Annotated in this window: 13 protein-coding genes and 1 pseudogene; 8 read left to right on the forward strand and 6 right to left on the reverse strand. The window is 66.5% G+C overall.

Annotation, left to right across the window (positions count from 1 at the left end; genetic code table 11):
• The 7 genes from paaC to LJ362_RS00655 all read left to right on the forward strand — a co-directional run bounded on the left by paaC (position 1) and on the right by LJ362_RS00655 (position 6,520).
• Positions 1–981, forward strand: a complete 981-nt coding sequence (gene paaC, locus LJ362_RS00625) for a 1,2-phenylacetyl-CoA epoxidase subunit PaaC (protein WP_264800257.1) — start codon at positions 1–3, stop codon at positions 979–981.
• A gap of 5 nt (positions 982–986) precedes the next feature.
• Complete coding sequence (paaD, locus tag LJ362_RS00630) at positions 987–1,532, forward strand: 1,2-phenylacetyl-CoA epoxidase subunit PaaD (protein WP_264801879.1); 546 nt, start codon at positions 987–989, stop codon at positions 1,530–1,532.
• A complete protein-coding gene (gene paaE, locus LJ362_RS00635) occupies positions 1,532–2,650 on the forward strand; it encodes a 1,2-phenylacetyl-CoA epoxidase subunit PaaE (RefSeq protein WP_264800258.1) in 1,119 nt (372 codons plus the stop codon). The genes paaD and paaE overlap by 1 nt, the downstream gene beginning before the upstream one ends.
• A 91-nt stretch (positions 2,651–2,741) precedes the next feature.
• Positions 2,742–3,905, forward strand: a complete 1,164-nt coding sequence (locus tag LJ362_RS00640) for a thiolase family protein (RefSeq protein WP_264800259.1) — start codon at positions 2,742–2,744, stop codon at positions 3,903–3,905.
• Positions 3,902–4,813 (forward strand): enoyl-CoA hydratase/isomerase family protein, encoded by a 912-nt coding sequence (locus LJ362_RS00645; RefSeq protein ID WP_264800260.1) that lies wholly within the window; start codon positions 3,902–3,904, stop codon positions 4,811–4,813. The genes LJ362_RS00640 and LJ362_RS00645 overlap by 4 nt, the downstream gene beginning before the upstream one ends.
• Entirely contained in the window at positions 4,810–5,679 is an 870-nt protein-coding gene (locus LJ362_RS00650; RefSeq protein WP_264800261.1) for a 3-hydroxyacyl-CoA dehydrogenase family protein, read from the forward strand. Before LJ362_RS00645 ends, LJ362_RS00650 begins: the two co-directional genes overlap by 4 nt.
• Positions 5,680–5,743: 64 nt before the next feature.
• On the forward strand, positions 5,744–6,520 hold the full coding sequence (locus LJ362_RS00655; protein WP_264800262.1) for an enoyl-CoA hydratase/isomerase family protein: 777 nt from the start codon (positions 5,744–5,746) through the stop codon (positions 6,518–6,520).
• 9 nt (positions 6,521–6,529) lie between these two features.
• On the opposite strand, the gene LJ362_RS00660 is transcribed toward LJ362_RS00655, so the two are convergent.
• The 5 genes and pseudogenes from LJ362_RS00660 to LJ362_RS00680 form a co-directional block, all read right to left on the reverse strand.
• On the reverse strand, positions 6,530–7,300 hold the full coding sequence (locus tag LJ362_RS00660; protein ID WP_264800263.1) for a TVP38/TMEM64 family protein: 771 nt from the start codon (positions 7,298–7,300) through the stop codon (positions 6,530–6,532).
• 45 nt (positions 7,301–7,345) lie between these two features.
• Positions 7,346–8,635: a S1C family serine protease gene (locus LJ362_RS00665; RefSeq protein ID WP_264800264.1), complete on the reverse strand. Its 1,290-nt coding sequence runs from the start codon at positions 8,633–8,635 to the stop codon at positions 7,346–7,348.
• A gap of 266 nt (positions 8,636–8,901) precedes the next feature.
• Positions 8,902–9,072 carry a hypothetical protein gene (locus LJ362_RS00670; RefSeq protein WP_172172908.1) on the reverse strand — a complete coding sequence of 57 codons (171 nt, stop codon included), beginning with the start codon at positions 9,070–9,072 and terminating at the stop codon, positions 8,902–8,904.
• Between the two features lie 15 nt (positions 9,073–9,087).
• Positions 9,088–10,458, reverse strand: a pseudogene (locus tag LJ362_RS00675) (OFA family MFS transporter).
• 204 nt (positions 10,459–10,662) lie between these two features.
• Complete coding sequence (locus LJ362_RS00680; protein ID WP_264800265.1) at positions 10,663–11,448, reverse strand: SurA N-terminal domain-containing protein; 786 nt, start codon at positions 11,446–11,448, stop codon at positions 10,663–10,665.
• 248 nt (positions 11,449–11,696) lie between these two features.
• Between LJ362_RS00680 and LJ362_RS00685 the strand changes: the two genes are divergently transcribed.
• Complete coding sequence (locus LJ362_RS00685) at positions 11,697–12,053, forward strand: VOC family protein (RefSeq protein ID WP_264800266.1); 357 nt, start codon at positions 11,697–11,699, stop codon at positions 12,051–12,053.
• A gap of 46 nt (positions 12,054–12,099) precedes the next feature.
• Here the strand turns inward: LJ362_RS00685 and LJ362_RS00690 are convergent, their stop codons facing one another.
• Positions 12,100–12,396 (reverse strand): dihydrofolate reductase family protein, encoded by a 297-nt coding sequence (locus LJ362_RS00690; protein ID WP_264800267.1) that lies wholly within the window; start codon positions 12,394–12,396, stop codon positions 12,100–12,102.
• Positions 12,397–12,428 lie beyond the last annotated feature (32 nt).

Below are 12,428 nucleotides of genomic sequence, written 5' to 3' on the forward strand. Positions count from 1 at the left end.
ATGACTGCGAACAACGAACCCACCATCCACGTCGAGCACGACGAAGCCGGCACGAACGTCGATCACGGCGACCACGACAACGCGTACTCGGGTCTGCTCGTCAACGACGCGAACTGGGCCTTCGGCACCGACTTCGAAGACCCCCTGGCCGGCGTCGATACGACCGTGCCCGACGGCGTCGACGCCAAGGACCTCGGCGCGTACTGCCTCATGCTCGGCGACGACGCGCTCGTCTTCAGCCAGCGGATCTCCGAATGGTGCTCGAACGCCCCTGACCTCGAAGAGGACATCGCGCTGGCGAACATCGCGCTCGACCTCCTCGGCCAGGCCCGTCTCCTGCTCGCCCGCGCCGCCGCAGCCGATCCGGAGCTCGTCCCTGAACTCCCCGAAGGCTCCCCGGTGCCGGATGAGGACCGGCTCGCGTACTTCCGCAACGACCTGGGCTTCCGCAATGTCCGCCTCGCCGAGGTGCCCAACGGCGACTTCGCCGAGGCGGTCGCGAAGATCCTCATCTACTCCACCTGGCGCCTGTCGATCTTCGAACGCCTCGTAGACAGCCGCGACACCGTGCTCGCCGCCATCGCGGCCAAGGGCGTCAAGGAGATGTCCTACCACCGCGACTTCGCCGGACGCTGGGTCGTGACCCTGGCCCGCGGCACCGAGGAATCGAAGTCCCGCCTGGTCAAAGCCCTCGACGGCCTGTGGCCGCTGTGGTCCGAACTCTTCGAGACCCACCCAGTAGAAGCCTCCGTGGTCGAGGCCGGAATCGGCGTCGACCCCGCGACGGTGGCCGACGAGGCATCCGTCATCCTCGACCAGGTGTTCGCCGCAGCCGGAATCGACCGGCCCGAACGCGGTGGTCTGGCCGGGGTCGGCGTCCACGGCGGCAAGGGCCGCGACGGACTCCACACCGAGGCCCTGTCGAAGCTGCTCGCCGAGATGCAGGTCGTCGCCCGCGAGCACCCGGAGGGTCAGTGGTGACCGCCATGCTCGAGACCCACCCGACCGACATCCGCGCAGCAGACATCACCGACGCCGAGGCGATCGACCGTGCCTGGGCCGCCGCCGAACGCGTGACCGACCCCGAGATGCCGATGCTCACCCTCCTCGACCTCGGCGTTCTGCGCGACGTCACGATTGAGAACGGCCACGTCGTCACCACCATCACCCCCACCTATTCGGGCTGCCCGGCGATGGCGACGATGCGCGATGACCTGCAGCGCGAACTCCTCGAGGCCGGCTTCCCCGACGCCGAGGTGCGCGTGTCCCTGACACCCGCCTGGACGAGCGACTGGATCACCGAACGCGGCAGACAAGCACTCAAGGACGCCGGGATCTCCCCACCCGGGTCCGCCCCAGTCCGCACCGGCCCGGTGGCGCTGACCCTCATGCCCACTCGCCGCGCCGTGACCTGCGTGCTGTGCGGATCCGACAACGTCCGCCTGTCCTCCGAGTTCGGCGCGACCGCGTGCAAGGCGATGTACCAGTGCAACGACTGCCTCGAACCGTTCGACCATGTGAAGGAGATCTGATGACACAGACGATCGATCAGACCGCCGAGGCGGCTCCCGCCACCGAGCCCGCCGACGGACGCTCCCGGTCGGCTTTCTACCCACTCACCGTGAAGTCCGTCGACCACCTCACCGAGGATTCGGCCGCCGTGACCTTCGACGTGCCGGCCGAATACAGCGAACTCTTCGACTTCGCCGCCGGACAGTCCCTGACCCTGCGACGCATCATCGACGGCCAGGAGCACCGCCGCACCTATTCGATCTGCGCCCCGGCGGGAACCGCCCCGCGCATCGGTGTCCGCGAAGTCCCCGAGGGGCTCTTCTCCCTGTGGCTGGTGGGCGAGGTCCGTCCCGGCGACACCATCGAGGTGCAGCCGCCCTCGGGCAGCTTCCGCGCCGACGCCTCCGCCGGCGGCCGGCACCTGTGCATCGCGGCGGGTTCGGGAATCACCCCGATGCTCTCCATCGCCTCGACCGTGCTGTCCAACCCCGACGCCTCGGTGACCCTGCTCTACGGCAACCGGCACACGAACACCGTGATGTTCGCCGAGGAGCTCGCCGATCTCAAGGACGCCCGCAACCAACAGCTCGACCTCGTCCACGTCCTCTCCCGCGAACCCCGCGATGTCGAGCTCTTTTCCGGCCGCCTCGACGCGGAGAAGCTGCGAGATCTGCTCACCGCCATCGTCCCGATCGGCAGCATGGACCATGTGTGGCTGTGCGGCCCCTTCGGCATGCTCGAAGACGCCCGCAAGGTCCTCGCCGAATTCGACGTGCCGAAGGAGAAGATCCACTTCGAGCTCTTCTACGTCGACGAACCCCCACCGGAGGTCGTCCACGCGGACAAGGTCGTCGAAGGTGCGACGAGCGACGTTACGGTCATCCTCGACGGGAAGCGCTCCACCTCGGCGATGTCGCAGGGCAAGACCATCCTCGATTCCGCACAGGAATCCCGGTCCGATCTGCCTTTCGCCTGCAAGGGCGGCGTCTGCGGAACCTGCCGCGCGAAGATCTGCGGCGGCGAAGTCAACATGGTCCGCAACTACGCCCTCGAGGACGCCGAGGTCGAAGCGAACTTCGTCCTCACCTGCCAGACGTTCCCCGTCAGCGACGAGGTCACGGTCGACTTCGACTCCTGAGCGTCCCGAACCCCAGTGGGCGCGGGCCCGCACACCAACGGGTGCAAGCCCGTACCATGTCACCTACCCGAACTCTTCAGCGAGGAGACCCATGCCCGAGGCATTCATTCTGGACGGACTGCGCACCCCCATCGGACGCTACGGGGGTGCACTGGCCGACCAGCGGCCCGACGACCTCGTGGCGACCTCGATGAAGACCGTCGTCGAACGGGCGGGCATCGACCCGACCGATATCGACGAGGTCATCCTCGGCTCGGCGAACCAGGCCGGCGAGGACAACCGGAACATCGCGCGCATGGCCGTGCTCCTGGCCGGACTGCCCGAATCCGTGCCCGGGTTCACCGTCAACCGTCTGTGCGCCTCGGGGATGACCGCGATCACGATGGCACGGGCGATGATCGCCGCGGGAGATGCCGATGTGGTCGTGGCCGGCGGAGTCGAATCGATGACTCGAGCCCCGTGGGTGAGCGAGAAGCCCTCGCGTGCGTGGTCGAAGCCGGGACGGACCTGGGACACCTCCATCGGCTGGCGGTTCACGAACCCCGCCTTCGGTGAAGACACGACTCTGTCGATGCCGCAGACGGCCGAACGCGTCGCCGAGAAGTGGCAGCTGAGCCGTGAGGCCCTCGACGAATTCTCCTATCAGTCCCATCAGAAGGCGCTCGCCGCGCAGAACGCCGGCAGCTTCGGCCCGGAGATCCTGCCCATCGGAGAAGTCACCGCCGATGAGGGCCCGCGCGATTCGACGCTGGAGAAGCTCGGCAAGCTGCGCCCCATCCACGGACCCGGGGGCGTCATCACCGCCGGAAACTCCTCCTCGCTCAATGACGGCGCCGCCGTCGTCGTGCTCGTGTCCGAGGACTATGCGAACAAGCACGGGCTCAGCCCGCGCGCCCGCGTCGTCGCCGGTGCCAATGCCGGTGTGTCCCCGGAGATCATGGGCATCGGACCCGTCCCCGCGACCCGGAAAGTGCTCGAGCGCACCGGGTGGAAGGTCGGCGAACTCGAGGCTGTCGAACTCAATGAGGCCTTCGCCTCCCAGTCGCTGGCGTGCATGGGCGACCTCGGTCTCGACCCGGAGACCGTCAACGGCTTCGGCGGAGCGATCGCGCTCGGCCACCCGCTGGGCTGCTCGGGCACCCGCATCACTCTGACCCTGCTCAACCGCCTGGAGCAGGCCGGGGCGAAGAAGGGACTGGCGACCATGTGCGTGGGCGTCGGCCAGGGTTCGGCGCTGCTGCTGGAGCGCGTGTGAGCGCCGGCGGCACCGGCGGGGACACGAACGGCGCACCCGGCGTGAACGATTCCGCCTCCCCGCTGCTCATCGAACGCCATTCCGACCGCACGATCATCCGCCTCAACCGGCCGGAGGTCCGCAACGCCATCGACCAGTCGATGGTCGATGCCCTCCACGCGGTGTGTGCCGAACTCGAGGCCGAACCGAAGGTCGCGATCCTCACTGGCACCTCCGGCATCTTCGCCGCAGGTGCCGATATCTCGCAGTTGCGCAATCGTCGCCGCGATGATGCCCTGGCCGGGATCAACTCGAAGATCTTCTCCCGCATCCAGGAGCTGCCGATGCCGGTCATCGCGCTCGTTGAGGGATTCGCCCTCGGCGGCGGAGCCGAGCTCGCCTTCGCCGCGGACTTCCGCATCGGGACCCCGTCGACGAAGATCGGCAACCCGGAGACCGGTCTGGGCATCCTCGCCGCCGCCGGAGCCGCCTGGCGTCTGCGCGAACTCGTCGGCGAGCCCCGTGCCAAGGAGATCCTCCTGGCCGGACGGACCCTGCAGGCCGACGAAGCCAAGGCCATCGGTCTGCTCAACGACGTCGTCGATCCCGAGGACCTCGAACTCGCCGGTCAGACGTTGGCGGATCGGATTGCGAGCTTCGCACCGTTGGCCGTGCGGCTGAGCAAGTCGGCGTTCCATGCCCCGCGTGAGGCACATCCGCTCATCGACAATGTGGCCCAGGCCGTGCTGTTCGAAACCGAGGAGAAGTTCGCCCGCATGGATGCGTTCCTGTCCAAGCGCGAGGCCAAGAAGGCGAAGAAGGCAGCCGAGCATGAAGCGGCCGAGCGTGCCCGCGCCGAGGCCGTGACCACCGAAGCGATCGACCAGCAGCGCGATTCGCGCACCCGAGAAGAAGGCGACAACGCATGAGCGACACCACTGACACCCCCACCGAGGCGGCCCCTACCACCGCCCGCGTCCCCGATGTCGTCGGCGTCTTCGGAGGCGGCCGGATGGGTGCCGGAATCGCGCATGCCTTCGCCACCGCCGGTGCCCGAGTCATCGTCATCGAGAACACCGACGACACCGTGGCCGCCGCCCGGGAACGCATCGACGCGTCTACGAGTAAGTCACGGTCCAAGGGCATCGAAGTGCCCGGAACCGTCGTCGTCGACCGTGATCCCACTCTGCTCGACGAGGCTCTCCTCGTCGTCGAAGCCGTGCCCGAGATCGTCGAACTCAAGCAGGAGGTGCTTGCGACCATCGCGAAGCACGCTCCTGCTGCGAGCATCGGCACGAACACCTCGGCGCTGTCGATCGACCAGCTCGCCGCAGCCCTGCCGCGGCCGCAGGCGCTCATCGGCCTGCACTTCTTCAACCCGGTGCCCGTGTCCGAACTCGTCGAGGTCGTCGTCGGCACCCACACCGATCCCAAGCTCGTCGACGTCGCCAAGGAATGGGTGACGGGGCTGGGGAAGACGGCGATCACGGTGAAGGACTCGCCCGGATTCGCCTCCTCCCGCCTCGGCGTGGCTCTCGCTTTGGAAGCGATGCGGATGGTCGAAGACGGCGTCGCCAGTGCCGAGGACATCGACCGGGCCATGACACTGGGCTACCGGCATCCGGCCGGGCCGCTGAAGACGACGGACATCGTCGGCCTCGATGTGCGCCTCGGCATCGCCGAGCACCTCGCAGCGGAGATCGGTGAGCGCTTCACACCCCCGCAGATACTGAAGGACAAGGTCGCCGCCGGTGAACTCGGTCGGAAGACCGGGCAGGGTTTCTACACCTGGTGACCAAGGACGCCCGCCCGGCGGGCACCGGCCGCACCACACTGGCAGGACACGCAAAGGAGCATCCATGACCGAGATCCAACTGAAGAACCGCGGCCCGATAGCCGAGCTCGTCCTCGACGGACCGGAGTCCCGCAACGCCCTCGACGCGGACAACCTCCGCGATATCGCGGCCGCCGTGGCCAAGGTCGCCGAGGCGGTCCCGAACGTCCGCGTGCTCCTCATCCGTGGGGAAGGCAAGGTCTTCTGCTCCGGTCGCGACATCGCGAATGTCGACGTCGAGACCGATGACGCCCACGCGTTCCTCGCCGACATCTTCGCCCCCGTCCTCCAAGCGATCCGGGCGCTGCCGATCCCCGTGATCGCGCAGGTCCAGGGGGCGGCGCTCGGGCTCGGGTACGGGGTCGCGGCGGCAGCCGACATCATCTTCGCCGCCGATGATGCGAAATTCGGGTCCCCGTTCGCCGCAATCGGTGCGATGCTCGATTCCGGTGCCCACCACGTGTTCCTCGACCGGGTCGGCTATCACCGGACGATGGATCTCATCGTCACCGGTGATTTCATGACCGGCGCCGAGGCGGCCGCGACCGGGATCGTCTCCCGTGCGGTTCCCGCCGTGGAACTGACCGACTTCGTCGAATCGAAGCTGGAGAAGATCGTCACCGGACCGGCCGAGGCCTTCGCGATGGAGAAGGGCTTCGTGCAGAAACTCGCCGACGAACGCCCGAACCTCGCCGAGGTGCTCGCCCAAGAGGCGGCCCTGCAGGAATCAGCGCGGCAGACCCCGGACTACGCCGAAGGGTTCACGGCGTTCCAGGAGCGTCGAAAACCGAACTTCGACTGAACCGCTGGCTCACTGAGCCGGACGATCCCTTTCGGTCTCAGGAACTTCAGGCGTCTCTGCCTGTGCATGTTCGGCGTCTCGGGTGCGCTTCCAGCGGCGCATCGTGATGATCGTCAGCGTGATGACCAGTGCCCAGGAGATGCCCACGCCGATGCCGTTGAGGACATTCGGCTCCCCGATGAAGGCGCCGACGGCCACGAGGGAGAGCTGACCCGGCAGGGACGAGATGACGGTGGCGCTGAGGAATGTGCGGTTGTCGATGCCCAGTGCTCCGCTGCCGTAGTTGACCGGCCAATACGGGAACCCGGGCATGAGGCGCAGGGCGCACACTGCGTAGAAGCCGCCGCCGGTGAGCTTGGATTCGATCGTCTCGGCATGGGAGCCGAGCAGCCGCAGCACGGTGTCCCGGCCGAGCGCCCGAGCGATCCAGTAGCCGATCCAGCAGCCCGCGACGACCCCGACCATCGACAGAATGGTGCCGAACGGCAGCCCGTAGATGAGTCCTCCGGCGGTGGCCATGATCGTCACGGGGATCGGGGTGGCGGCGACGGCCATGTAGATGAGGACGAAGACGGCGAAGCCCCAGAATCCGGCGGCCGCGATATCGGCCTGCAGCACGTCGACCGAGGGCAGCCGAACATTGAAGACCGCCCACACCCCGGCCAGCAGGGCGAGGGCGAGAGCGATATTGCGCAGGATCGTCGGCCAGTCGAGGCGTCCGTGATTCTGCTGGGTCTGGGCCGCCCCCTCCGCGGGCGAGGCGTCTTCGTGTCCGGGCATGGCCCGATCTTACGTCTCGCCCGGGGTGGTTGGGCAATCTCCGGCTCAGGCTGCGGGACCCTCGGCCAGAGTCACCTTCGCGGTGTGGGTCTGACCGTCGGCGTCCGTCCAACTCAGCGACACGGTGTCACCGGGCTTGTGCTCGGCGATGGCCGAGGAGAGGCCGGTGCCGTCGGTGATCTGGGTCGAGCTGATCCGGGTGATCGTGTCTCCGGCGGTCAGTCCCGCCTCAGCGGCGGGGGTGTCCTCATAGACCCCGGCGACGACAGCTCCTGCGGCCTGCGACGACGAACCCGACTGGCTCGGCTGACTTGACTGGCCGGCTTGGCCCGACTGGCCGTTCGAACTGCCGTCTCCCGGCTGGATCGACTGGCTGCCCTGGCCCGACTGGCTCGACTGCCCGCTCTGCGAATCCTGTTGGACCCCGATGCCGAGGAACGCCGGATAGCCGAGCGTGTTCGTGCTCGTCTGCTCGCCGTCGATGATCGACTCGGCCGTGGACAGCGCCGACTCGATCGGGATGGCGAAGCCGGTGACCGTGGCCGATCCCGACGAGGCCGCGGTATTCATGCCGACGACCTCGCCTTCGTCATCGAGCAGGGCCCCACCCGAATCGCCCGAGACGATATCGGCCTGGACCTGGATCATATTGTTCAGCGTCTCCGAATCCTCGGAGCCCTGAGCGGTGGTGGTGACGGAGGCGCCGAGGTCGGTGACCGTGCCGTCGGCGGCCTGCAGCTGTCCCTGTCCCTCGGAATTGCCGACGGCGGTGACGTCGTCACCGACCGTGACCGAGTCGTCATCGACCGTGGCCGGCTGCAGGTCCGAGGCGTCCTTGAGCTGGAGCACGGCGACGTCCTCCGTCGAATCGGAGCCGACGACGGAGGCCTCGTAGGTCTTTCCGGTGGCGGCTACAGTGACGGAGATCTTCGTCGAATCGGCAATGACGTGGTTGTTCGTCAGCACCAGTCCGTCCTTGCTCAGTACGATGCCGGTGCCGGCCGCCTCGGCGTTCTCATAGCCGAGCTGGGTGTCGATGAGAACGACTCCCGTGGATTCCTCGGTGGTGGCCGGGGATGCTTCCTGCTGCGTCGAACCGTTGGAGCCGTCCTGACCGCCTTCCTGGCCGGGATCTGTCGGCTGTCCGGTGAAGGGGATCGCGGACTGGGAGGCCGCGATGGTGGAGGCGTGGGACGCCGCGACAGCCGGCAGGCTCGCAGCCGTGCCGACGGTCAGTGCCAATGCCGCTGCTGCGGCGGTGACCGCCATCGCCAGGCGGCGCCGAGGGTGGCTGTGGTCGGTGTGTCCGGACCTCGTGCGCCTGTTCTCGTTCATGGTCTGTGCCTTTCTCTGCTGAGTGGGAGTGCGTGATGACTCCCATTCAGCACCTGGACACTGTGGCCAGGCTGTGGCGCAGCTGGAGCGGGGCTTCGACTTCGTCAGGCGAGAGCTGGGAGTCCGGACCGGGGCATGAATGCGCCGATCCCCGCGGAGCTGAACTTAAGCTCCGCGGGGATCGGCGGGGTGACGGCTGCGGCAGGGCAGCCTCGGCGATGTGACGGTGGGGAACCGCCTTGGCGGGGATCCTGTCTGAGGGAGTCTCAGCCGGTGAAGATCGCGACGGCCTTGACCACGGTCAGGGACAGGCCCCAGAGGAGGCCGCCGACCACGACAACGGTGAGGACAGAGCCGACGGCCTTATAGGCGCCGCCGACGGGGGACTGAGGCGATCCGGAGTCGGGGACGTGGGCTACGGGGGTGGAATCGTTCATGATCTGACCCTTTCTTCAGTTCTCTTCGAGGGCGGCGGCCTGCTTGGCGGCGACGTCCTCTTCACGTTCGAAGTATTTCTCGCTGACCGGGCGGACGAGCACATTGGCGATGAAGCCGATGACCAGCGCACCGACCATGATGAACATTCCCGGAGTGTAGAGCTCGGGGCCTTCCTTCCCTGCCGCCTCGCCGGCCTCGACGACTGAGTTGACGATGAGCGGACCGGCCACACCGGCCGCCGACCAGGCGGTGAGCAGGGCACCGTGGATGGCTCCGACCTGGTAGACGCCGAAGAGGTCCTTGAGGTAGGCGGGGATCGTGGCGAAGCCGCCGCCGTAGAAGGAGATGATGATGAGGGTGGCCAGCACGAAGAGGAAGATCGAACCGCCGCCGAACAGCGCGACGACGAGGTAGAGGATCGCTCCGACGCCGAGGTACATCATGTAGTTGTTCTTCCGACCCAGGTAGTCCGAGGTCGTCGACCAGATGAATCGGCCGCCCATATTGCCGATCGAGAGCAGACCGACGAAGCCGGCCGCTGCGGCCGCGGTGATGCCGAAGTAGGACTGGATCATCGGGGCGGCGTTCTCGAGGATGCCGATGCCCGCGGTGACGTTGAGGAACAGGACGGCCCACAGCAGCCAGAACTGAGGTGTGCGGATGGCATTGCGGACCGAGACGTTGCCCTTCGTCTGCATCGGCTTCGCCTTGACCTTCGAGGGGTCGAAGCCCTTCGGGGTCCATTCGGGGTGGGGGACGCGGATGACGAAGGCGCCGGCGGCGATGACCACGGCATAGACGATGCCGAGGGTGACGAAGGTCGGCGTCAGACCGGCGACGAGGTGTTCCGGGTCGGAGCCGCCGCCGAAGAGGGCCATGAGCTGGTTCGACATCGGGCTGGCGATGAGGGCACCGCCGCCGAAGCCCATGATGGCCAGTCCCGTGGCCAGGCCCGGACGATCCGGGAACCATTTCATCAGGGTCGAGACCGGGGAGATGTAGCCGATGCCCAGACCGATGCCGCCGATGACTCCGTAGCCGAGTTAGACCAGCCACAGCTGCCCGGTCATGATGCCGAGCGAGGCGATGAAGAAGCCGACGACCCAACAGGTTCCGGCCGCGACCATCGAGGCGCGGGGGCCGTTCTTCTCCACCCAGGGGCCGAAGACGGCCGAGGAGATGCCGAGCATGAGGATCGCGATCGAGAAGATCCAGCCGATCGCGACCTCACCGGAGTCGAAGTGGGACATGAACGGGATCTTGAAGACGCTGAATGCGTAGACCTGGCCGATGCACAGGTGGATGGCCAGAGCGGCCGGTGGGATCAGCCACCGGTTGAAGTTCTTCGGCGCGACGATCGCCGAGCGCGTGAGAATGGAAGCCACGGGAAGTCCTTTTCTGCAGTGGAACTCGTGTCACCGTCGACACCGGTCAGCGGACGGCAGGTGCGGCCGGCGGTCAGGTGACCGACCGGAGAGTCCACCTCAGAGTAAGTTCCACACAAGAGAAATGCGAGGAACACTCAGCATTTTCTTGAGAAAAGGCGGCAATTTCTTGCCAAGCGGGATGTCGTCCGTGGCTCTCGGAGCTCAGAGGCGGATCGTGACGTCGGCCTGCTTACGCAGCTTCTTCGCGAATTTCTGCGTCGCTTCCTGAGACTTCTGGTTCTTGACCTGTTCCTTGAGCTGGGGACGCATGTCCTCGATCGGCGGCATCTCCTGCTGGCCCTGGCCGCCCTGCTGCGCCATCTGCTCCTGCTGGGACTTCGCCTGTTCGTAGGCCTGCCCGATCTCTTCGCCGCTGACCTCGAACTCACCGTATTCGTCCTCGACGAGGCCCTCGATCTTCAGCTGGTTCTTCAGCTCCGAGCGGACGTTCTCCTCGTCCATGCCCTGGTCCTTCATGGCATTGAGGAAGTCCTTCTCGCTCATCTGTCCCGATTTCGCGGATTCCTTGAGCCCCTTGTCGATGTCCTTGTCCGAGACGTCGATCTTGCGCTTGTCGGCTTCCTGGACGAGCACTTCGGTGCTCACAAGGTTCTCGACCGTCTGCTTCTTCAGGCCCTTCTCATCGACCGGCTGGCCGGACTGCTGAGCCTGCATCTGCATCTGCTGATATTGGGTTTCGAAGAGTGGAACGAAGTCGTCCTTGAGGATCTTCTCGCCGTTGACCTCGGCGACGACCTTCGGAATGTCCTTCGTATTCGGTTTGCCCTGCTGTCCCTGTTGGTCCTGAGCGGAGTCGGCGCCGGGGGACTGTTCGGCCGCGGCCGAGGACTCCTTCGGCTTTGCTTCGTCGCCTTCACTTCCGCAGGCGGCCAACGCCACCACGGAGACGGACATGGCCAGGCCCAGCAGCCACCGGTTCGTTCGCACATTCACTCCTGCTCATCGGTTTAAGCCTGCCAGGCTAACAGGGCCGACTCCCCGAAGAATGTGTGGAGTATGTGCGTCGCTTGGCAAGGACGATTGCGGTAGCCAGGATCGGGGAGGCCCCGAATGTTTTCTGTTCGTCTCGGATTCGTCGTTGGGGCACTGACGGTCGGCCGCCTCGGCGGGTACACTGCGGCTACCGGAATCGCACGGAGCACGGTCCGCGCTATCCGCAGCGAAGGGAGTTGGCCATGGAATCGACGTTTCGCGGGGTGTTCCTCACCTGCACCGACGCCGAGGCGACCGCCGCCTTCTATCGCGAGATCGCAGGGTTGCCGCTGACGACCGAGGGCGATGAGGAATACTCCTACTTCGTCGTCGAGGCCGGGGGAGTGCAGGTGGCTCTGCACTCGGCCGAGACGTTCGCCGACTATGCGTTCCCACCCGTGGCCGAGTCGAATCTCACGCACCTGTACTTCCGGATTCCGAATCAGGCGGAGTTCCTCGAACGGGTCAAGAACGCGGGCACCCCGCTCGTGGCGGTCGACGATGTCGTCGTCACGGTCGAGGACCCCGACGGCCGGAAAGTCATGTTCGGCACGGCGTGAGGATCGCCGTCAGTCCGGCCCTGAGGTTGCGTGGGAGTGACCTCGGTCAGGCGCTCGGCTCGTAGGCCGAGTAGGTGATGCCGCTCGGGAAGGACTTCGCATCGATGAGCTTGAGGCGCGGCGGTCTGGCCGAGTGCGCTCCGTCGTGGAAGTAACCGCGTCCGCGACCCTGCCATACCGGATAGGTGAACATCCGATACTCATCGACGAGTCCCTCTGCGATGAGTTCATGAGCCAGGGTGATGCTGCCGGTGACGATGACCTGGGCTTGTGGGTCGAACCATTCGTCGAGCATCTCGACTCGACCGTCCAAGGTGATGTTCTGAGTGATGATGATGCGCACGCTCGGTCTCCCCGTTGAGTGACGTGGGTAAT

The organism is Brevibacterium sp. JSBI002 (assembly GCF_026013965.1).
Taxonomy (GTDB): domain Bacteria; phylum Actinomycetota; class Actinomycetes; order Actinomycetales; family Brevibacteriaceae; genus Brevibacterium.